The sequence below is a fragment of the Pseudomonas cuatrocienegasensis genome, assembly GCF_900110925.1.
Lineage (GTDB): Bacteria > Pseudomonadota > Gammaproteobacteria > Pseudomonadales > Pseudomonadaceae > Aquipseudomonas > Aquipseudomonas cuatrocienegasensis.
In genome coordinates this window covers 1-21,772 of record NZ_FOFP01000010.1, presented here as the reverse complement: position 1 = coordinate 21,772, position 21,772 = coordinate 1, and the positions used below count along the sequence as shown (strand labels likewise).

Below are 21,772 nucleotides of genomic sequence, written 5' to 3'. Positions count from 1 at the left end.
CCCCTCCCACAAAAGCCGGTCCCACAGGCTGCACTGGTGCTGTGGGAGGGGCTTTAGCCGCGACGGTTAAACCTCAATGCCCTGGCTGCCAAGGTTGGCCCAGGGAGACTGGTGCGTACAGGCGGGTCTTGATCGCATCGCGTGAAAGCAGCACCAGCACCACGATGGTCGCGACATAGGGCAGCATCGCCAGCAGGTTGGACGGGATCGACAGGCCGATGCCCTGGGCGACCAGGTGGAGGATGCTGGCCAGGCCGAACAGGTAGGCGCCGAGCAGCACGCGGAAGACCCGCCAACTGGCGAACACCACCAGGGCCAGGGCGATCCAGCCGCGGCCGGCGGTCATGTTCTCGGCCCACATGGGCGTGTAGGCCAGCGACAGGTAACCACCGGCCAAACCGGCCATGGCGCCGCCGAACAGCACCGCCAGGGTACGCACGCGCAGCACCGGCAAGCCCATGGCGCTGGCCGCGTCGGGGCTTTCGCCGACAGCCTGGATAATCAGGCCGATGCGGCTTTTCAGCAGCACCCAGGCGACCAGAGCGAACAGGGCGAAGGACAAGTAGATCAGCACGTCCTGGGCGAACAGCATGCGCCCGATCAGTGGGATCTCCGACAGCAGCGGGATGGCGATGGGCTCGAAGCCCGACAGCGGCTTGCCGACCCAGGCCGCGCCGACGAAGGTCGACAGGCCCACGCCGAAGATGGTCAGGGCCAGGCCGGTGGCCACCTGGTTGGCGTTGAAACCCAGGGCCACAGCGGCGAACAGCATCGACAGGAGCATGCCGGCAGCCATCGCCAGCAGCACGCCGAGCCACAGGTTGCCGGTGGCCAGGGCGACAATAAAACCGATCACCGCGCCGAACAGCATCATGCCTTCCTGGCCGAGGTTGAGCACGCCGCTCTTCTCGCAGATCAGCTCACCGAGGGCCACCAGCAGCAGCGGCGTACCGGTGCGGACCATGGCGTAGAGAATGTTGCTTAGTAGGTCGAGATCCATATTTGAAGCCTCAAGCTGCGCGCTAAGCGCGGCAGGTAAAAATGATGTCGGTTATCTGACTTGTGGGAGGGGCTTTCGGCTCTGGCATCCTGCTTCGCTCTACCTCCTGCATCCATGCAGTCGTAGCCGCGACGCTGTATCGATGTAGAAGCAGTCGCGGCTAAAGCGGAATGCCGCCCAGCCCCTCCCACAGTCAGGTGGTCGCCTCGGCGAGCGCCTTGCGCTGCGCCCATTTCCACTTCAACCGTGGCCGATACAAAATCAGCACATCGCAGGCGAGCAGGAAGAACAGCATCATTCCCTGAAAGAGTTGGGTGATCGCCTGGGGCAGGTTCATGGTCATCTGCGCGTTTTCGCCGCCCAGGTAGAGCAGCGCCATCAGCAGGCTGGCGGCGACGATGCCGAGCGGGTTGAGGCGCCCGAGAAAGGCCACGGTGATCGCCGCGTAGCCATAGCCCGGCGATACCTGGGGCACCAACTGGCCAATCGGGCCGGCCACTTCGCCGACGCCGGCCATACCGGCCAGTGCGCCGCTGACCAGCAGGGCGAACCACACCAGGCGCTTTTCGCGAAAGCCGACAAAGCCCGCCGCGCGGCGGTCGAGGCCGAGCACCTTGATCTGAAAACCGAGAAAGCTCTTCTGCAGCAGCACCCACACTGCCACCAGCGCCAGCAGCGCCAGGTACAGGCCGCCGTGCAGGCGGCCGTCCTCGCTAACCAGCGGCAGGCGGCTGGCATCGCCGAACATCGCCGACTCGGGGAAGTTGAAACCTGCCGGGTCTTTCAGCGGGCCATGCACGAAGAACAGCAGCAGGTTCAGCGCGATGTAGTTGAGCATGATGCTGGTGAGGATTTCGTTGGCATTGAACTGGGTGCGCAGCCAGGCGGTGATGCCGGCCCAGGCCGCGCCCGCTACGGTGCCGGCGAGCACCACCCAGACCAGCGCCCAGCGGCTGTCCATGTCGAGCAGTTGCAGGGCCATGGCGCTGCCGGCCAGGGCGCCGAGCAGCAACTGGCCTTCGGCGCCGATGTTCCAGATGCGTGCCTGGTAAGCCACCGCCAGGCCGAGGGCGCAGAGCAGAATCGGCAGCGCCTTGACCAGCAGTTCCGACACGCCATACCAATCGGCCAACGGCGCGATCAGCAGGGTGTGCAGGGTTTCCAGCGGGTCGTGACCAAGCAGGGCGAACAGCAGCGAGCCGCTGAGCAGCGTCAGCACGGCGGCGAGCAGTGGCGACAGCCAGAGCATGGGGCGCGATTGTTCACCGCGTGGTTCCAGGGATAACAGCATGACGACTCCGTCAGAGCGGCGCGGCAGCGGGAGCTGCGGCGGGTGAATGCGAGGGGGCGACCGGGGCGAACTCGCCGGCCATCCAGCGGCCGACTTCCACCGCTTCGGTGTGTGCGGTGGCGGCCAAGGGCGAGAGCTTGCCGCTGCACAGCGCGCCGATGCGGTCGCTGATCTGGAACAGCTCGTCGAGGTCTTCGGAGATCACCAGAATCGCTGCGCCGGCATCACGCAGGGCAATCAGCGCGCGGTGAATCGCCGCCGCCGCGCCAACGTCCACGCCCCAGGTCGGGTGCGCGGCCACCAGCAGTTTCGGGTTTTGCAGAATCTCGCGGCCGAGGATGAATTTCTGCAGGTTGCCGCCGGACAGGCTGCGCGCGGCGGCATTGGCGTTCGGGGTTTTCACCGCAAAGCGGCGAATGATCTCATCGGCCAGTTCGCGTACCTTGCCGCGCTGCACCAGGCCACGGCTGACCAGGCCCTGCTGGAAGGCGGTGAGCAGGGCGTTGTCGCTCAGCGACAGGTCCGGCACGGCGCCATGACCGAGGCGTTCGGCGGGGACAAAAGCCAGGCCCAGCGTACGCCGTGCATCGGGATAGAGGTGGGCGATGGGCGCGCCGTCCAGGCTGACGCGCGCTTGCTCGCCGCGCGCCAGGCGGGTTTCGCCGCTGAGCAGGGCGAGCAGTTCGTCCTGGCCATTGCCGGCGACCCCGGCGATGCCGACGATCTCGCCGCTGCGCACCTCCAGGCGGATCTGGCTCAGCGAGCAGCCGAACGGGTCGGGGTTGTGCCAGCTGAGGTCATCGACACGCAGGCGCGGCAGGCCGCCGCTGACTTTCGGGTAGCTGCTCTCCAGGCCTTCGGCGTCGCCGACCATCAGCCGCGCCAGCTCCAGGTCAGAGCACTCGGCCGGTACGCAATGCCCGGATACCCGGCCGCCGCGCAGCACCGTGGCGCTCTGGCAGAGCGCGCGCACTTCGCCGAGTTTGTGGCTGATAAACAGAATGCTGCAGCCCTCGGCGGCCAGGCGGCGCAGGGTGACGAACAGCTCGTCGGCCTCCTGCGGGGTGAGTACCGAGGTCGGCTCGTCGAGGATCAGCAGTTTGATGTCCTGCATCAGGCAGCGGACGATTTCTACCCGCTGACGCTCGCCGATGGACAGGCTGTGCACCAGGCGGCTCGGTTCCAGGGCCATGCCGTAGCGCTGCGACACTTCGCGGATCTGCGGCTCCAGCTGCTTCGGCGTGCCGGCAGCCGTGCCCATGGCCAGGGCGATGTTCTCGGCCACGGTGAGGGTCTCGAACAGCGAGAAGTGCTGGAACACCATGCCGATGCCCAGGCCGCGGGCCATGGCCGGGTCGCGCATCTTCATGACCTCGCCGTGCCAGCGCAGCTCGCCGCTGCTGGGCTGGGTGACGCCGTAGATGATCTTCATCAGGGTGCTTTTGCCGGCGCCGTTTTCGCCGAGCAAGGCGCGGATTTCCCCAGGGGCGATGCTCAGGTCAATGCGGTCGTTGGCCAGGCAGCCGGGGTATTGCTTGCTGATGGCCGTGAGCTGCAGGCGCGGCGGTGACGTTGGGGTGGGCATGGGCAGGGCTCGGGAATGGCAAACTGCGCTGGTTAAAGCAAAAACCTGGCCAGTGAGTCAGAAAACCTTCAAGCGCTACCGGCCAGTGGTGCTGGCTGATCACGCGGTCGCTGTGCGCCCTTTTGTGGTGCGTGGCTGGGTCTTCCAGGCGCCAAACTGGGTCGCGGCGATGACACATCCCCTGACAAACGGTCCCGCCAATACGCCTCGGGTAAAGGCTGGTGAAAGGTTCGGTCTTTAGCCTGCGTGCCGTCGTGCGCATGCACACCCGTAAATAGAGCGATGCCTGGGTGAGCTGATGCGTCCGTGCAGGGGCGAATTTATTCGCGGCATTCGCGAGACCATCGCGAATAAATCCGCCCCTACAGGGTACGTATGGCCAGTCATGCACCGCTACAAAAAACGCTCCACAAAAACAAAGAGGAGAACGCGGTTTGTTGACCCTGATCGGTCTGTTGACCATTTGTAGCCTGGTAGTGCTGTTACTCATTGGGCGCATGTCGCCCGTCCTGCCGCTGATTGTGGTCCCGTTGCTCGGGGCGCTGGCCGCCGGCTTTGGCCCGGAGGCGATTTCCGGATTCTTCACCGATGGCATCGGCCGAGTCATGGCGATCGCCACCATGTTTGTCTTCGCCATCACCTTCTTTGGCGTGCTGCAAGACACCGGCCTGTTCCGGCCGTTGATCAACGGCATGGTCCGCCTCACGCGCGGCAATGTGATCGCGGTAACCGTGGCCACGGCAGTGATCGGCATGCTCGCCCACCTCGATGGGGCCGGTGCGACCACCTTCCTGCTGACCATTCCGGCGCTGCTGCCGCTGTACAAGCAGCTGCGCATGAGCCCCTACCTGATGCTGCTGTTGCTGGCCCTCGGCGCCGGTATCTTCAATATGCTGCCCTGGGCTGGCCCGCTGGGTCGTGCGGCGGCTGTTACCGGTATCGACGTGACCGAACTGTGGCGTCCGCTGATCGCTGTGCAGGCGATTGGTGTGGTGCTGCTGATCGCCCTGGCCGCGCTGCTCGGCTGGCGTGAGCAGCGGCGCATCGCCGCCGGTACGGGCCTGGCCGATAACGAAGTATTGGTAGAAACCAGCAACGCCTTGGGTGAGATCAGCGACGAGGAGCGCGCCCTGGAGCGTCCGACGCGGCTGTGGCTCAACGCCGGGCTGTTTGTGCTGGTGCTGGTGGCACTGTTCACCGGCCTGCTGCCGGCCGGTTACATCTTTATGATCGGTCTGTCGCTGGCGCTGCTGCTCAACTACCCGGGTGGCAAGGCGCAGATGCAACGCATCGCCGCGCATTCGCCGGCGGCGCTGAGCATGGGCATGATCATCCTGGCGGCCGGTTCGATGCTCGGCATTCTGACCGGCACCGGCATGCTCACCTCCATCGCTCAGGACCTGGTGCAAGTGTTGCCCGCGCCGCTGGTCGGCCAGCTGCATATCGTGCTCGGCCTGTTCGGCCTGCCGATGGAGTTGATGCTGAGCACCGACGCCTATTACTTCGGTCTGCTCCCAGTGACCCTGGAAGTGGTCGGCAACCAGGGCGTCGATGCTGCCTCGGTGGTCTATGCGCTGACCATCGGCAATATCATCGGCACCTTTATCAGCCCGTTCTCGCCGGCACTCTGGCTGGCCCTGGGCCTGGCCGGGCTCGACCTGGGCCGGCACATTCGCTACTCGCTGTGGTGGATGTGGGGCTTCTCGCTGGTGCTGTTCGGCGCTGCTTGGGCCATGGGTCTGTTCTGATAGGCAAGGCCTCGCCCGCTGAGTGCGGGCGAGGCCTAGGGTCTGTTGACGTTTCGTTCGCGGCTCGCGACGAAACGTCAACAGACCCTAGTTCAGCCGATAGCCTGCCAGGTCCTTGGCGCTGAGCAGTTTCATGCGCCGTGGCTCGGTTGCCTGCATGTCCGCCGCCAGGCGTGCATCAACCCCCATTGCCTTGAAGTAGGCGGCCGGGTTCGCCCGGTCGCCGGCATTGCCGTGCACGCTGTCGCCATGGGCGAAGTAGGGACGGTGCATGCCCACTGCGCCCTTGATGGTGCGGCGGGTGCCGGCGGCCAGCAGGTAAATGCAGCTGCCCTGGCACACCCCGTCGCTGGGCACCAATACCTCGAAGCCGGTTTCGCGCAGCAGGCGACCCATGCGCATGGCTTCGGCCGCGTGGCCGCCGAGGTTGTCGAGCAGCGCTACTTTGCGGGTGAAGGTGCCCGGGTTGGCGCGCAGGCCCTTGAGCAGGCGTTCGTAATCGCCGCTGGCAATGTCTTCGGCGATCTTTACCGCCAACAGCGTGCCCTCGGCTGCCACCTCGACACGGGCATGGACCGGCGCGCACAGCAGCAGGGCGCCGAACAGAGCCAGCATGGGCGGAAAGACAGGCATGGGCGAATCTCTGGGTTCAGGTGGCGGCGACGATACCCGGCTGCAGCACCAGGCGTCCACGGCTGAGGTCGGCCAGAGCCTGTTGCAGGGCGTCGAGTTGCGCCTCGGGTACGCTCAGGCTGAGCAGGGCGCCGTGGGCATCGAAGGTTTCCGCATCCAGCTGGCAGGCGAAGTCGCCCAGGCGCGCCTTGACCAACGCCAGGTCGGCGAACGGGCAGTGCAGGCTGACCTGCTGCTGCGCCACCTGCTCGATGCGCTCGGCGGCCTGCAGGCATTTGCTGGCGCTGCCGCCGTAGGCGCGGGCCAGGCCACCGGTGCCAAGCTGGATGCCGCCGTACCAGCGGATCACCAGTACCGCCACCTGGTCCATATCCTGGCCTTCGATGGCCGCGAGAATGGGCCGCCCAGCGGTGCCGCCTGGTTCGCCGTCGTCGCTGAAGCGGTATTGCTGGCCGACCTTCCACGCCCAGCAGTTGTGGCTGGCGCTCGCATCACTGTGGGCTGCTAAAAATGCTATCGCCTGCTCGGCGTTGCTCACCGGGGCTGCGAGGGCAAGAAAGCGGCTTTTGCGAATTTCTTCGCGGTATTGGCTAGGGGCAAGCAGGGTGAAGGGCATGGTGGCTGGGGTATCAGGCTGTGAGGGCTATTGTCGCTTCTACCATCAAATGGCAGTGCGTGGGAGGGGCGGGTGGAGCTCTGTTGTAGCCGCGACGTTTGCAGCGATTTCACGATCTATCGCGAATAAATTCGCTCCTACACAAGCAGCGTCGGGGCCGCAACAGTCAACTGGGGCATCGCCATAAAAAACGCCCGCCAGTATAAGCCTGGCGGGCGTTTTTCGAGCGGGGGGGGCGCGGGGTCAGGCGCCGATCACGCCGCCATCTTCACGGCGGATAACCACCACCGAGGAGCGCGGGCGCATGCCGGCCTGGTGGTCGGGGAAGCTCGAACCGCCGCCTTCGCCGGGGTGCTGGATGCCGATAAACATCGCGCGCTGGTCCGGGGCGAAGGACACACCAGTGACCTCGCAACCGGGTGGGCCGACCATAAAGCGGCGGATCTCACCGCTGACCGGGTCGGCGCAGAGCATCTGGTTGTTGCCCATGCCGGCGAAGTCGCCGCTGTTGCTGTAGTTGCCGTCGGTCTGGATCCACAGCCGACCATCCGCATCAAAGGCCAGGCCATCGGGGCTGTTGAACATGTTCTCGGCGTTGACGTTGGCCGAGCCGGCGTTGGCGCTGCCGGGGTGAACGTCCGGGTTGCCGGCGACCACGTAGAGGTCCCAGTCGAACTGCAGGGCTGCGGCATCGTCAGCATTTTCGCGCCAGCGCAGAATCTGCCCGTAGAGGTTGTTCTCGCGCGGGTTGGCGGCGTCCACCGGCTGGCCTTCGCTGCCACGCTTGCTGTTGTTGGTCAGGGTGCAATAGACCTGGCCGTCTTTCGGGCTGACAGCGATCCACTCGGGACGGTCCATGCGCGTGGCGCCGACATGGCTGGCGGCCTGGCGGGTGCGGATCAGTACATTGCCCTGGTCGCTGAAGCCATTGGCGGCGGTCAGGCCGTTCTTGCCCGCGGTCAGCTCGACCCAGCGGCCCTGGCCGCGTGGCTGATCGCCGCTGGCATCGAGTTTGGCCACGTACAGCGTGCCGTGGTCGAGCAGGTGGCGGTTGGCGGCGGTGTCGTTGGCCTTGAAGCGGTCACGGCTGACGAACTTGTAGATGAACTCGCCGCGCTCGTCATCGCCCATGTACACCACCACGCGGCCGTCACGGCTGGTGGTGATGGCCGCGTTTTCGTGCTTGAAGCGGCCCAGGGCGGTGCGCTTGATTGGCGTGGAGCTGGGATCGAACGGATCGATCTCGGTGACCCAGCCGTGGCGGTTCAGCTCGTTGGGGTGGCGAGCGATGTCGAAGCGCTCGTCGTACAGGTGCCAGCGGTTATCGCTCGCACCGGCGTGCTGCACGCTGTAGCGCTTTTGATCCGCGCTCAGGGCCAGGTTGGCGTCGCTGCTGCCGAAGCAGTCGCTAAAGTTTTCTTCGCAGGTCAGGTAGGTGCCCCAGGGCGTCATGCCGTTGGCGCAGTTCTGGAAGGTGCCGAGCACCTCGATGCCCAGCGGGTCAGTGGCGGTCTTCAGCAGCTCATGGCCGCGTGCCGGGCCGCCGACGGCGATCGGCAAGTTGGCGTGGATGCGCCGGTTGTAACGCGAGGCCTGGACGAACTGCCAGGCGCCATTGTTGCGGCGCACTTCGATCACCGTCACGCCGACGGCGGCCTGGGCCTTGCGCACGTCTTCCAGTGACTGCGGCGGTTGGCCGTGGGCCAGCAGGTAGCCGTAGTTGGAGTATTCGTTGTTGATCGCCATCAGCGCGCGGTCCGGCTCGCCGGGCCAGGGGAAGAAGCTCATGCCGTCGTTGTTTTCGCCAAACTGGCCGAGCTGTTCGGCCGCGTTGTGGCTGCCGTCGCCGCGGTAGGGCGTGGAGTCGGCATGCAGCGGCTGGCCCCAACTGATCAGTACGTCGAACTGGTAGCCGGGCGGCAGGGTGATGGTGTCGGCGGTGCTGGCGGGCAGGTTGGCGAAGCCCATCAGCGGGCTGACCGATATGGCATTGATAGCATTGGCCAGGGCGCTACGGCCCAGCAGGCCGCCGCCGAGAAACAGCGCGGCTCCGGCCAGGGCCCCTGCACCGATAAAGCGGCGGCGGCTAAGCACCAGACGTTCCATGTCAGTCAGTTGGTTATCGTTCATGCAGGCAGCTCCCCATCAGGTTAGGGGGTGCATGCTAGAAAGCGTTTATGACGATGCGATGACAGCGCTCAGTGCTTCGCTCTGGGGCGTGCCCTCAGGCGGGCGGGGTGAGGCCGCAACCTTTGAGGATGATGTGGATAAGGTTGTTGCCGGCGTGCTCGATGTCCTGTTTGGTCAGGCGCGGCCGGCCAGTGACTCGGCAGACCTGGGAGGCGAAGTCGGCGTAGTGCTGGGTGCTGCTCCAGAGCAGGAAGATCAGATGCACCGGGTCGACCGGGTCCATTTTGCCGGCGGCGATCCAGGCCTCGAACACGGCTGCGCGGCCGCGAAACCAGCTCAGGTAGTCCTGGTTGAAGTATTCGGACAGACACTCACCGCCGCTGATCACCTCCATGGCGAAAATCCGCGACGCCTTGGGGTAGCGCCGGGAAAATTCCATCTTCGCGCGAATGTAGCGGGCCATGGCCTCGGCCGGGTCGTCGTCGACGGTCAGGGTGTTGAAGGTGCTGTCCCATAGATCAAGGATATTGCTTAGCACGGCCAGGTACAGGCCCAGCTTGTTGGTGAAGTAGTAGTGCAGATTGGCCTTCGGCAGCCCGACAGTCTGCGCGATGGTGTTCATGCTGGTGCCCTTGAAGCCATGGCGGGCGAATTCTTCTTCGGCGGCCGCGAGAATGGCTTCTTCGTTCTTCTGGCGGATGCGCCCGGCGGGCTTGTTGGCGGGGTTGGTGCTGTGCGCGGGGACGGCGAAGGTCATGGGCAATTCCGAACAGGTCAGGGAGCGGAGCGACTGCACTGATACCGCACGTCTGGCCGGGTGACAAGCGCGTGATGCTGAAAAAGTGCAGGAAGTGACCCTTGAGTCTACTGCTGCACTGCCGCTGGGCGCGCCAGTTAAGGGCTGCACGGTTTTGGTGGGTGGCGCTGTTAGTGCTTGGGTTCGACCGGCTCCGGGCGACGCCCACCCAAATACCAGCCCAGCGCACCCCAGAGCGCGGCGCAAGCCGCGCCTGCCAGGGCGGCGACCAGGATGCCATTGGCGAGCATATCGAGCAGGGTTTTGGCCCAGGCGCTGACCGCGTCGCCAGCGCGGTAGACCACGGTGTCGATAAAGTTCTTCGCCTTGTATTTGCTCTCGGCATCCAGCGGGGCGAAAAGCATTTCCCGGCCAGGGCGCACGAAGGCGTATTCGCCGACCCGGCGCATGATCATCAGCGCCGCGAGCATGGCGAAGGTGGGTGCCAGGGCCAGGGCGATAAACCCCAGGCAGACCAGCACCGGCACTCCGGCCAGCAGGGCGCGCAAGCCAAAGCGCTGGGCCACGCGGCCGGTGATAAACAGCTGGGTCAGCAGCGCCAGGGCCTGCACGGCGAAGTCGATCAGGCCGAACACGCGGATCTGTTCGTTGCGGTCGCTAAAGGTCTGCTCCACCAAACGCGCCTGCTCGAAGTAGAGAAAGGTGCTGGCGGTGGCCAGAAGAATCACGAAGGCGCTGATGCCCAGCAGATAGCGCGAGCCGAGCACCCGGCTCAGGCCGCTGAACGGGTTGCCCAGCACCGGCAGACGCGGGCTCTCGCTGGGTGCTGCACCAGGGCGGCCAGCGCCGGCCAGGGCGCGCCAGTGCATCAGGTGCTGCTTGGCCAGCACGGCCAAACCGAGCAGCCCCGCGGCACTGAAAATCAGCCCGGCCTGGCCCAGCCCGTCGACCAGCAGCGCGCCAGCGGCCGGGCCCGCCAGGCCGCCGCAACTGGCGCCGGCGGCGATAAAGGCGAACAGCCGCCGCGCCTGTTCGCTGTCGAACACATCGGCCATCAGGCTCCAGGCCACCGAGACCACGAACAGGTTGTAGACCGAGATCCACACATAGAAGGTACGCGCCAGCCACACGGCGTCGGCGTCTTGCTGGAACAGCACGGCGAACAGCAGCAACTGGCTGATGAATACCCCGTAGACCCAATCGATATAGCGCGCCCGTGGCACCTTGGAGTTGAGCCAGGCGAACAGCGGCACTGCCGCGAGCATGACGAAGAAGGTTGCGGTAAACAGCCACTGCAGGTTCTCCACACCGCCCTGGATGCCCATGGCTTCGCGGATCGGCCGCAGCATGAAATAGCCGCTGAACAGGCAGAAGAACAGGGCAAAGCCGCACAGCGCGGCCGACAGTTCCGCCGGGCGCGCGTTGATCGCCTGGACCAGGCGCTGGGCGGGTGTCATGCGCAGGCTGACACTAACTGAACGCCTCGACGATCTTCGCGCGCAGCGCCGCATCCGGCAGGCGGCCGATACCGGCCTTGAGGTTGTCGGCCATATAGCGCGGGTTGGAGGTGGCCGGGATTACCGCGGTGACCGCTTCGTTGGCGAGGATAAACTTGAGCAAGAGTTGCGCCCAGGAGGTCGAGTCGGCTTCGGTGGAGGCCCAGTCCGGCAGCGGTTTGCCCTTGACCCGCGAAAGCAACTGCGCCCGCTGGAACGGGCGGTTGATCAGGGTGGCGATACCGTGGTCGGCGCAGTAGGGCAGCAGGCGTTTCTCCGCATTGCGCTCGCCCACCGAGTAGTTGAACTGGACGAAGTCGACCGGCTCCTTGGCCAGCACGGCGAGCAGGTCGTCATGGGCGTGGTCGAGGTAGTGGGTGATGCCGATATAGCGCACCCGGCCCTCGGCCTTTAGCTCGCGCAACAGCGCCAACTGGGTCTGGGTGTCTTGCAGGTTGTGCACCTGCACCAGGTCGAGCTTGTCGGTTTGCAGGGCCTTGAGGCTGTTCTCGAACTGCGCCAGGCCGCGCTCACGGCCGGTGGCGGAAAGCTTGCTGGCGAGAAAGGCGCGTTTTTTCGTCCCGGTACGCTGGAGTAACTCACCGGTCACCGCTTCGGCGTTGCCATAACTGGGGGCGGTGTCGATCAGCCGGGCACCGCCGTTGATCAAGGTGCGCATCACCTTCTCCAGCGGCTCCAGGCTGGCGTCATCCAGGCTGACCTCAAAGGTCCGCGAGGTGCCCAGGCCGATCACCGGCAGCTTTTCACCGGAGCTGGGAATGGCCCTCTGGAGCATCTGGCTGGGGTCGGCGAAGGCCAGGCTGGGCAGCCAGGGCGCGGCGGCCGCAAGGGCCAGCAACTGCGCGCTGCGACCGAGAATATGACGACGGCTGGGCATGGGGAGCATCCTCCAGAGTGGCGCAACAAAGGACCTAGCATAGACGTCTGACCTTGATCGCCAAGCCCTCACCCCGCCCAGTTGTTACCTGCTGTTTCGCTCCGGCTCCAGGGGCAGCAGCAGATTCATCAGGATGGCCGTCAGGCCGCCGCTGGTGATCGCCGAGCCGAACACGTTCTGCACCAGTTGCGGCATCTGGTTGAGCAGCTCGGGCTGGCTCGACACACCCAGGCCGATGCCAAAGCTGGTGGCCATGATCAACAGGCTGCGGCGGTCCAGCGGCGCCTGGGCGAGGATGCGGATGCCGGCGGCGGCGACGCTGCCGAACATCACCAGTGTCGCGCCGCCGAGCACCGGCTTGGGGATCTGCTGCAACACCGCGCCGATCAGCGGGAACAGCCCCAGCACGATCAGAATGGCGCCGATGTAATAGCCCACGTAACGGCTGGCCACGCCGGAGAGCTGGATCACGCCGTTGTTCTGGCTGAAGGTGGTGTTGGGGAAGGTGTTGAACACGGCGGCGATCAGCGAGCTGATGCCGTCGCCGAACACACCGCCCTTGATCCGCTGCAGGTACTCGGGGCCTTTGATCGGCTGCCTGGAGATCATGCAGTTGGCGGTCAGGTCGCCGGTGGTTTCGATGGCGGTAATCAGGTAGATCAGCGCCACCGGGATGAACGCCATCCAGTCGAAGGCGAAGCCATAACGGAAGGGTATCGGCAGGCTCACCAGCGGCAGGTCGGGCAGGGCCTTGGGCACCAGCACACCGCTGAACCAGGCCGCCAGGCAGCCGACCAGCAAACCGATGATGATCGCCGACAGGCGCAGCCAGGCGTTGTTCAGGCGGTTGAGTGCGATGATGATCACCAGCACCAGGGCGCCCAGGGCCAGGTTGATCGGCGCGCCGAAGTTCGCCGCGTTGACCCCGCCACCGACGTCGGTGATGCCGACCTTGATCAGGCTGACGCCGATGATGGTGATGACGATGCCGGTCACCAGCGGCGTGACGATGCGCTGCAGGCGGCCGATAAAGCGGCTCAAAATCATTTCGATAAAGGCGCCGAAAAAGCACACGCCGAAGATCATCGCCAAGATGTCGTCCGGGCTGCCGCCGCGTGCCTTGACCATCAACCCGGCGCCGAGCACCGCGCTGAGAAAGGCGAAGCTGGTGCCCTGCACGCAGATCATCCCGGCGCCAATGCCGAACGGACGGCGCGCCTGGATCAGCGTGCCGACCCCGGAGACCATCAGGCCCATGCTGATCAGGTAGGGCAACTGCTCGGCCAGCCCGAGCACGCCGCCGATGATCAGCGTCGGGGTGATAATGCCGACAAAACAGGCCAGCACATGCTGCAGCGCCGCGAAAAACGCCGGCAGCGGTTCAGGACGGTCGTCGAGGCCGTAGAGCAGGTCGGAGGAGGGTGACGAATCTGTGGTCATGGAGGCTTTCCGTAAGGCGATGACGTAATGGGTGTGTGCCGAACCCGATACTGTAGGAGCGAATTTATTCGCGATAGGGCCGTGATCGCGTCGCGATTTATCGCGAATAAAGGCTGGGCGCCCCCTTCGCTCCTACACATGCTTGGTTCGCACGCAGGACGGGTGCACAGGCCAACGACGCAATGCAATAAGCTGTCCAAATCGTCAGCTTTAAGTGCTCATGCAGGCGAAAGCCTTGTCCTGTGGTTTGTATACGATCTTGTAGCATTCTGTGTGCGATCTACCAGCTGCTCTGCAGGTGCACCACCAAAGTGCACACCACCCCTCAAGATATCGCCAACGACTCAAGAAAGCTCTCCAGCACCAGGTGCGGGCGGCGGCCTTTGCGCGTGACCGAGGCCAGGCTGATGTCGTAGTAGCGGCTGGCGGGTTTGAGTACACGCAAGCGGCCCTGCTGCACCCAGGCCTGGGCGTAGTGGTCGGGCAGGTAACCGATATAGCGCCCGGTAAGGATCAGAAACGCCATGCCCTCGCGGTCCGAGGCGCTGGCGGTGCAGGCCAGTGCCTGGTAGTGGCGCTGCACCTCGGGCGGCAGGCGGAAGGTCGGCGCAATCGCCTCCTGGGCGTCCAGACGGGTGTCGCTCAGTTGCTGGTCATCGACGTAGAACAGCGGGTGGCCGACCGCGCAGTACAGGCGTGAGCGCTCGTCGTACAGCGCCTGGTAGTCCAGGCCCGACAGCTGGCTGGCCAGGGGTACCACGCCGATGTGCAGGCGGCCGTCGAGCACGCCTTGTTCTACCTCGCTCGGCGGGGTCATGCGGATATTCACCCGCACATCCGGGCCGCGCTCCTTGAGGCGCGCCAGGGCGTTGGTGATGCGCATATGCGGCACCGTCACCAGGTTGTCGGTCAGGCCGATATTCAGCTCGCCGCGCAGGTGCTGGTGCAGGCCGTTGACCTCGGTGCGAAAACTTTCCAGCGCCGCCAGCAATTGCAGGGTGCTCTGGTACACCTCGCGGCCTTCTTCGGTGAGGGCGAAGCCGGCGCGCCCACGTTGGCACAGACGCAGGCCGAGGCGCTGCTCCAGGTCGCTCATCTGCTGGCTGATGGCCGAACGGCCGATGCCCAGGGCACTTTCGGCCGCCGAAAAACCGCCGCAGTCGACTACGCTGCGAAACAGCTTGAGCAGGCGGATATCGAAGTCGCTGACCTGGGCCAGCGGATCGGGGCGGCGGGTGCTCATTGTTTAGTACCGGGCTAACTGAAGTTAAGAAGAGTCGCGTTTTACTGACTCTATGCCCGTGGCACCTTTACTGGCAACTGATTCAACTCTTGTGGGAGGGGCTTTAGCCGCGACGGCTGTCGGTCTTCTGTTTGTCGCGGCTAAAGCCCCTCCCACGATACCTTCGAGTGCGAGGCCACCGATGAATATGCCGCAGACCGAAACTTCCTCCCTGGCCAGCCAGCTCAAGCTGGATGCGCACTGGATGCCGTTTACCGCCAACCGCAGCTTCCAGCGCGACCCGCGCTTGATCGTCGGCGCCGAAGGCAGCTGGCTGTATGACGACCAGGGCCGCAAGATCTACGACAGCCTGTCGGGCCTGTGGACCTGCGGCGCCGGTCACTCGCGCAAGGAAATTCAGGACGCGGTGGCCAAGCAACTCGGCACCCTCGATTACTCGCCGGGCTTCCAGTACGGCCATGCTGGCTCGTTCAAGCTCGCCGAGCAACTGGCCGAGCTGGCGCCGGGCGACCTCAACCATGTCTTCTACACCGGCTCGGGCTCCGAGTGCGCCGACACCGCGGTGAAAATGGCCAAGGCGTACTGGCGCCTCAAAGGCCAGCCGGCCAAGACCAAATTTATCGGCCGCGCCCGTGGCTACCACGGCGTCAACATAGCCGGCACCAGCCTGGGCGGCATCGGCGGCAACCGCAAAATGTACGGCCAGTTTATGGACGTCGACCACCTGCCGCACACCCTGCAGCCGCACCTGGCGTACACCAACGGCATGGCCGAAACCGGCGGCGTGGAGCTGGCCAACGAGCTGCTCAAGCTGATCGAACTGCACGATGCCTCGAACATCGCCGCGGTGATCGTCGAGCCGATGTCTGGCTCGGCCGGCGTTATCGTGCCGCCCACCGGCTACCTGCAGCGCCTGCGCGAGATCTGCACGCAGCACAATATCCTGCTGATCTTCGACGAAGTGATCACCGCCTTTGGTCGCATGGGCACCTGGACCGGCGCCGAGTACTTTGGCGTGACCCCGGACATCCTCAACGCCGCCAAGCAGATCACCAACGGTGCCATCCCCCTGGGGGCGGTGATCGCCAGCAGCGAGATCTACAACACCTTTATGCAGCAGCCCTCGCCCGAGCACATGGTCGAGTTCACCCATGGCTACACCTACTCCGCTCACCCGGTCGCTTGCGCCGCCGGCCTGGCGTCGCTGGAGCTGCTCAAGCGCGAGAACCTGATTCAGCAGTCCGCCGAGCTGGCGCCGAAATTCGGTGCAGCGCTGCATGGCCTCAAGGGCGCCAAGCATATCGTCGACATCCGCAACTGCGGCCTGGCCGGTGCCCTGCAACTGGCCCCGCGCGACGGTGACCCGGTGGTGCGCCCGTTCGAGGCCGGCATCGCCCTGTGGAAGGCCGGCTTCTACGTGCGCTTTGGTGGCGATACCCTGCAGTTTGGCCCCATGTTCAACGCCAAAATGGACGACCTCGACCGCGTATTCAACGCCGTCGGCGACGCCCTGCAGCGCGTCGATTAATCCTGTGGGCGGGGCTTTAGCCGCGACAGCCTGTACCGTAGCGGCCAAAGCCCCTCCCGCCACCCACGACTTTGGAGTGTTTATGAGCCTTATTCCCCACCTGATCAATGGCGAACGCGTCACCGGCACGGGCCGCTCGGCGCCGGTGTTCAACCCCTCCACTGGCGCGGCGAGCCGCGAGGTCGCCCTGGCTGACCAGGCCACCATGGACCAGGCCATCGCCAGCGCCAAAGCAGCCTTCCCGGCCTGGCGCAACGCCCCACCGGCCAAGCGCGCCCAGGTGATGTTCCGCTTCAAGCAACTGCTCGAGCAGCACGAAGACAAGATCGCCCAGCTGATCAGCGAAGAACACGGCAAGACCGTGGAAGACGCCGTCGGTGAGCTCAAGCGCGGCATCGAAAACGTTGAATACGCCTGCGGCGCGCCCGAGCTGCTCAAGGGTGAATACAACCGCAACGTTGGCCCGAACATCGACGCCTGGAGCGACTTCCAGCCCATCGGTGTGGTCGCCGGCATCACCCCGTTCAACTTCCCGGCCATGGTGCCGTTGTGGATGTACCCGCTGGCCATCGTCTGCGGCAACTGCTTTATCCTCAAGCCGTCCGAGCGCGACCCCAGCTCCACCCTGTACATCGCCGAGCTGCTGCTCGAAGCTGGCCTGCCCAAAGGCGTGCTCAATGTGGTGCACGGCGACAAGCAGGCGGTCGATGCGCTGATCGCAGCGCCGGACGTCAAAGCCCTGAGCTTCGTCGGCTCCACGCCGATTGCCGAATACATCTACAGCGAAGGCACCAAGCGCGGCAAGCGCGTACAGGCCCTGGGCGGCGCGAAAAACCACGCCGTACTGATGCCCGACGCCGACCTGGACAACGCCGTCAGCGCACTGATGGGTGCGGCCTACGGCTCCTGCGGCGAGCGCTGCATGGCCATCTCGGTGGCCGTGTGCGTGGGCGATCAGATCGCCGATGCACTGGTCGAGAAGATCGTCCCGCAGATCAAAGCCCTGAAAATCGGCGCCGGCACCACCTGCGGCCTGGACATGGGCCCGCTGGTCACCGCAGCAGCGCGGGACAAGGTCAAAGGCTATATCGACGCCGGCGTGGCCCAGGGCGCCAGCCTGGTGGTCGACGGTCGCGACCTGGTGGTGGCCGGCCATGAAGAGGGTTACTTCGTTGGCGGCACCCTGTTCGACAAGGTGACCCCGGAAATGACCATCTACACCGACGAAATCTTCGGCCCGGTGCTGTGCATCGTCCGCGTCGGCAGCCTGGAAGCCGCCATGCAGCTGATCAACGACCACGAATACGGTAACGGCACCTGTATCTTCACCCGCGACGGTGAAGCGGCGCGGCTGTTCTGCGACGAGATCGAAGTCGGCATGGTCGGCGTCAACGTGCCGTTGCCGGTACCGGTGGCCTACCACAGCTTCGGCGGCTGGAAGCGCTCGCTGTTCGGCGACCTGCACGCCTACGGCCCGGACGGCGTGCGCTTCTACACCCGGCGCAAAGCCATCACCCAGCGCTGGCCAGCACGCAAAAGCCACGAAGCCGCGCAGTTCGCCTTCCCCAGCAATGGCTGAGTGAGCGAGGTGCAGTAAACAAAAGGCCGGTCGCAAGACCGGCCTTTTGCGTTTGGGCGACGACTGTTCCCGGGTATCGCTGTGCTCAACCCAGGCTACTTTTTTGCGAACCTGTAGCCTGGGTTGAGCGAAGCGACACCCGGGGCGATACCTGAGGAGGCCGCTACTTCTACAACCACTCTCCGGCAATGTCCTCGTCATCCCCAGCCCAGTCAGCCGGCAAGAGCCCGGCCGCGACATAGCGATGGAACGATGACCATGGCCAGTCGATCACGCGGGCCACATGGCCATGCTTGCGTGGGTTGTGGTGGATGTAATCGACATGGCGGGCAAAATCCGCATCGTCGCGGATGCGGTGCTCCCAATAACGGCGCTGCCAGATGCCGCGTTCGGCTTTGTGCTCGCGGCTGCGCGTCAGCACTTCCGTGAGCGGCAGGGCACGTGAGAAACCACTCTTGATCAAACGCCAGCGCACGGCGAAATCGGCATCCCCAGGTGGCAGCGTACAGAGCGCATGCAAGTGGTCTGGCAAAATCACGATGGCCTCGATGCGCCAGGGATGCAGGCGCATCACATGGGCAAAGCTGGCCCGTAAAAGATCGACCCGCGCGGTCAGCACATCACTCTTGCGGTTCGCCAGGGCGAGGGTAAAAAACCAGGTCGCCCCCGGCGTCGTGTCGCGACGATAAAGCACCATGGCCTGCAGTCCTTTGCAGTAAAAACCACCCCAAGCCTAGCCCGATCAACGTCTACGAGTCGAGCACCTACCGAGCCGCTATCCACTGCGTAGCCTGGGTCGAGCGCAGCGATACCCGGGAGCGATCTCGCCGCCTGCCCTCACCCAAACCAACGCCGTCGCGCCGGTAACTCCCGCCTATCGGTGTAAGTCGCAAACCGCTGGGTAGCCTGGGTTGAGCGCAGCGATACCCGGGAGCGGTCTCGCCACCTGCCCTCACCCAAACCAACGCCGCAGCGCCGGCAACTCCTGCCAGGGGCTAAAGGTCGGTAATTGCCGCAGCGGCACCCAAAGCTCGCCCTGCCAGTCGAGCACGCCGATGCGGGTACCTTGCCAGGCCATCAGTACACGGCGCGGCTGGTTAACCTCAGTGTGCTGCTGGTCGTGCAGGGTTGGGATCACCTCCTGGCTCAACCAGTGGCTGATCTGTCGGTGCTCCGGGTGGTGAAAGCGGTACAGCGCTTTGTACAGGCCGGCCACGTTGATCACCTGTACTTGTTCTTCGCTGCCGCTGCGGTAGGCCAGGTGGATGGTCTTGATCTGGTCGGCGTCCATGCGTTTGCACAACCGCTCGGCGTGGCGCTGGTTGAGCAGGCGGCCAAGATCGCTGGCGACAAACCAGGGTTGTCGGTCGATCAGCACCGTGCGCAGTGGGTTGTGATGGCGTTGGAAGATGATGGGGGTAAATGTTTCGTGCATGCCCTAACTCCTTGTCAGATTCAGGAGCTGCCTTCATCGCTGTCAATCGATGGAGGCAGACCGCGCAGGGTTGACAGACCGGGACAAGTACCGGCAGACCACGAGGATCTCCCCACGCGATCTGCCATAGAGCGTTGCAGTGTGAAACTGCATGCAAGCGGGTACCTGCAAAAACGAACGCCGTTTTCGCATGCCCCTTTCTGGCACATCGCGCCTTGTCGTCGAGCTGTCAAACCCGGCCACGGGATTGACCGTGGCCTGCGCAGAATAGGGAGCAGGTGGGGTAATGGCAAGGCGGGGTGTGATGGGGGCTTTACCCGGGTGTCGCTGCGCTCGACCCAGGCTACTGGGTTAGGGGTGCGGCTACATGTCGGTGGGCGGCAACAGCTTTTTGTATTCCGGGTCGAGGTTGAAGTCCCGGAGCTTGGGGTGGTCGTTGATATAGCGCCAGACGTCGTCGGCCGTTTTCAGTGGGGCGTGCCCGTAGGCCTCGTCGAGGGTCTTGAGTGTGGCACTCACCAGTGGGTTTTTGCAGTAGTGCTGGATGGTGGGTGAGGCTTGGTAGCGCTGAAGCTGGAGTTGAGCCAGGATCCATAAAACTGGGCGCCACCAGTCGTAGGCGAAGTCACAGTGCTTGATCACCGTGCCGGAGGACTCACGCTGGGCGAGCATGTTGAAGAAGTTGAGCATGTTATCGAGCATCAGCCGGTCATCACGATCTGCGCCGACCAGGGCTTCGCCGTCGAGGTCTTTTTTCTTGCTGTCTAGCGAGCGGACGAGCAGTGCACTGGCGCTCGGAAAACCTTGTTGCTCGACCACAAATAAGCGGCTGGCAAGAAACTCGGCATAGCTCTTGTCTTTTACTGCTGTGAGCAGCACCCGGTAGGCGCTGTCTTTGACCGTCTGGAATTCGAGGCTGGTGAACGTCTGGAACATCTCGTAAATCGAGCGCTCCACCGCCTCGCGCCGGGCGATACGGGCCTCATCAGCCTGGAAGAACAGGGTGATGATCACCCCACCAAAAGCCAGGGCGGTGAACAAGACATTGAGGCCGTTATATACCGGCCCAAAAGGGTCGCTGAACGCCTCGTTGGGTAATAGCTGCGCCAGAGGATAGGCCGCTGCCCACACCATCAGGATGGCGGTCATGACGACTACTGCGGCGATCTTTGCGGGCACTCTCATGTATTTTTCTCTTTGTTGTTCGGGGGGGTAATCCGCTATTAACCCGTAGCCTGGGTTGAGCGAAGCGATACCCGGGAGCGGTCTTCCTGCCTATTGCAAACCCGTCAGGCCTGCCGCTTCCCGCTTATATAGCCACAACGGCTCGGCCGAATCTTCTGGCTGCAGCGCTTGCACGGGCAACTGACCATCTTGGTGTGTGCCTTAATCCTTTACGTACAGGGCCAACTGCGTAGCCACATCGAAAACATCGCCAACTCAAAACCAGCGGCAAGCGCTCCCCCTGTAGGAGCGAAGGGGGCGCCCAGCCTTTATTCGCGAAGCGCTTGCCCAGGCACCGCTGCCCTTAACCTTGGTGCAGTGACCCAGACTACTCCACTCCGACGCCGCCTATTCAGTGCCTGATCATCAGGTTTCGCCCTTACGGCGCCTCACTTTTTTAAACGCCCGGATGGGCGGCCCCGAAAAAAGTAAGCAAAAACGCTGTGCCCCTGCATCCGGGACTAGGCGTCCCCGTCATGCTGCGCTTGACTCCCCTCACTCCATCGCCGCTCCGAGGGGCCGGCCTAGGCGACTCCTCACGAAGGGCCATCCCTGGCCCATCGCGGCTCTCGGCTTTGGCATCCTGCGTCGCTCTAGTCCTACATCCATGTAGTCGTCGCGGCATCCATGCCGCTCAATCCTCTACGCAACGATTCCGCTCGGCCTACTGACGGGGCGATTGGCTTATGCCTGATGTTTTGGTATGGACTTCAATGGTGGACAAGCTTCGCGTTGTCCACCCTACGTGCTCTCGTTGGTATTCGGGTTGTAGTGGTCTAATTTCCCCGGACACCTCGATAGGTGGAAAATACATCTATCGAGGAGTGTAGTGGTCTACTAAACCCGGACACCCATTTAAGGTGAGAATGCTCGCCATAAGAGAGGTGTCTGATGACCAAACAACGCCGTACGTTTACTCCTGAGTTCAAACGCGAGGCAGCCAGCCTGGTACTCGACCAAGGCTACAGTCATACCGATGCAGCCCGCTCGCTCGGGTTGGTTGAGTCGGCCTTGCGCCGATGGGTAAGCCAGCTTCAACAAGAGAGAAACGGTGTAACCCCGACCAGCAAAGCGCTGACACCCGAGCAGCAAAAGATCCAAGAACTGGAAGCCCGGATCAACCGGCTGGAGCGGGAAAAGTCGATCCTAAAAAAGGCCACCGCGCTCTT

The 21,772-nt window shown here is 64.2% G+C and carries 18 protein-coding genes; 4 read left to right on the top strand and 14 right to left on the bottom strand.

All coding sequences use genetic code 11. From position 1 onward, the window contains the following. Positions 1-73 precede the first annotated feature (73 nt). From BMW49_RS14515 to BMW49_RS14505, 3 genes are all read right to left on the bottom strand, one after another. On the bottom strand, positions 74-1,000 hold the full coding sequence (locus BMW49_RS14515; protein WP_069520596.1) for an ABC transporter permease: 927 nt from the start codon (positions 998-1,000) through the stop codon (positions 74-76). A 193-nt stretch (positions 1,001-1,193) separates the two neighbouring features. Beyond that, entirely contained in the window at positions 1,194-2,291 is a 1,098-nt protein-coding gene (locus BMW49_RS14510; protein WP_069520598.1) for an ABC transporter permease, read from the bottom strand. Between the two features lie 10 nt (positions 2,292-2,301). Next, the gene (locus tag BMW49_RS14505) at positions 2,302-3,876 is read right to left on the bottom strand and encodes an ABC transporter ATP-binding protein (protein WP_069520600.1); all 1,575 of its coding nucleotides are present in this window, start codon (positions 3,874-3,876) and stop codon (positions 2,302-2,304) included. A gap of 434 nt (positions 3,877-4,310) precedes the next feature. Between BMW49_RS14505 and BMW49_RS14500 the strand changes: the two genes are divergently transcribed. Continuing rightward, the gene (locus BMW49_RS14500; protein WP_069520602.1) at positions 4,311-5,624 is read left to right on the top strand and encodes a CitMHS family transporter; all 1,314 of its coding nucleotides are present in this window, start codon (positions 4,311-4,313) and stop codon (positions 5,622-5,624) included. An 87-nt stretch (positions 5,625-5,711) separates the two neighbouring features. On the opposite strand, the gene BMW49_RS14495 is transcribed toward BMW49_RS14500, so the two are convergent. The 8 genes from BMW49_RS14495 to BMW49_RS14460 all read right to left on the bottom strand — a co-directional run bounded on the left by BMW49_RS14495 (position 5,712) and on the right by BMW49_RS14460 (position 14,837). After that, positions 5,712-6,257 carry a COG3904 family protein gene (locus tag BMW49_RS14495; RefSeq protein ID WP_069520604.1) on the bottom strand — a complete coding sequence of 182 codons (546 nt, stop codon included), beginning with the start codon at positions 6,255-6,257 and terminating at the stop codon, positions 5,712-5,714. Positions 6,258-6,273: 16 nt separating this feature from the next. Next, positions 6,274-6,873, bottom strand: a complete 600-nt coding sequence (locus BMW49_RS14490) for an IMPACT family protein (RefSeq protein ID WP_069520606.1) — start codon at positions 6,871-6,873, stop codon at positions 6,274-6,276. A gap of 243 nt (positions 6,874-7,116) precedes the next feature. Beyond that, positions 7,117-9,003, bottom strand: a complete 1,887-nt coding sequence (locus BMW49_RS14485) for a PhoX family protein (RefSeq protein ID WP_069520608.1) — start codon at positions 9,001-9,003, stop codon at positions 7,117-7,119. Positions 9,004-9,097: 94 nt separating this feature from the next. Further along, positions 9,098-9,760, bottom strand: a complete 663-nt coding sequence (locus tag BMW49_RS14480) for a TetR/AcrR family transcriptional regulator (RefSeq protein WP_069520610.1) — start codon at positions 9,758-9,760, stop codon at positions 9,098-9,100. 170 nt (positions 9,761-9,930) lie between these two features. Beyond that, positions 9,931-11,217, bottom strand: a complete 1,287-nt coding sequence (locus tag BMW49_RS14475; protein WP_069520612.1) for an NTP/NDP exchange transporter — start codon at positions 11,215-11,217, stop codon at positions 9,931-9,933. A 13-nt stretch (positions 11,218-11,230) separates the two neighbouring features. Next, positions 11,231-12,154, bottom strand: coding sequence for an aldo/keto reductase (locus tag BMW49_RS14470; RefSeq protein ID WP_069520614.1), 924 nt, complete (start codon positions 12,152-12,154; stop codon positions 11,231-11,233). An 84-nt stretch (positions 12,155-12,238) separates the two neighbouring features. Then, the gene (locus BMW49_RS14465) at positions 12,239-13,594 is read right to left on the bottom strand and encodes a uracil-xanthine permease family protein (RefSeq protein ID WP_069520616.1); all 1,356 of its coding nucleotides are present in this window, start codon (positions 13,592-13,594) and stop codon (positions 12,239-12,241) included. Between the two features lie 325 nt (positions 13,595-13,919). Further along, positions 13,920-14,837 (bottom strand): LysR family transcriptional regulator, encoded by a 918-nt coding sequence (locus BMW49_RS14460; RefSeq protein ID WP_069520618.1) that lies wholly within the window; start codon positions 14,835-14,837, stop codon positions 13,920-13,922. A gap of 181 nt (positions 14,838-15,018) precedes the next feature. Here BMW49_RS14460 and aptA point away from each other — a divergent pair, with 181 nt between their 5' ends. Continuing rightward, complete coding sequence (gene aptA, locus BMW49_RS14455) at positions 15,019-16,365, top strand: omega-aminotransferase AptA (RefSeq protein ID WP_069520620.1); 1,347 nt, start codon at positions 15,019-15,021, stop codon at positions 16,363-16,365. 82 nt (positions 16,366-16,447) lie between these two features. Then, complete coding sequence (locus tag BMW49_RS14450) at positions 16,448-17,944, top strand: CoA-acylating methylmalonate-semialdehyde dehydrogenase (protein ID WP_069520622.1); 1,497 nt, start codon at positions 16,448-16,450, stop codon at positions 17,942-17,944. A 169-nt stretch (positions 17,945-18,113) separates the two neighbouring features. Here the strand turns inward: BMW49_RS14450 and BMW49_RS14445 are convergent, their stop codons facing one another. The 3 genes from BMW49_RS14445 to BMW49_RS14435 all read right to left on the bottom strand — a co-directional run bounded on the left by BMW49_RS14445 (position 18,114) and on the right by BMW49_RS14435 (position 20,564). Continuing rightward, entirely contained in the window at positions 18,114-18,641 is a 528-nt protein-coding gene (locus tag BMW49_RS14445; protein ID WP_069520624.1) for an REP-associated tyrosine transposase, read from the bottom strand. Positions 18,642-18,896: 255 nt separating this feature from the next. Further along, positions 18,897-19,379 (bottom strand): BRO-N domain-containing protein, encoded by a 483-nt coding sequence (locus BMW49_RS14440; RefSeq protein WP_069520627.1) that lies wholly within the window; start codon positions 19,377-19,379, stop codon positions 18,897-18,899. Between the two features lie 363 nt (positions 19,380-19,742). Further along, positions 19,743-20,564, bottom strand: coding sequence for a hypothetical protein (locus BMW49_RS14435; RefSeq protein WP_208600971.1), 822 nt, complete (start codon positions 20,562-20,564; stop codon positions 19,743-19,745). 930 nt (positions 20,565-21,494) lie between these two features. On the opposite strand from BMW49_RS14435, the gene BMW49_RS14430 reads away from it, so the two are divergent. Continuing rightward, positions 21,495-21,772, top strand: a 278-nt coding sequence (locus BMW49_RS14430) for a transposase (protein WP_139205703.1), incomplete at its 3' end; no start/stop codon positions are given.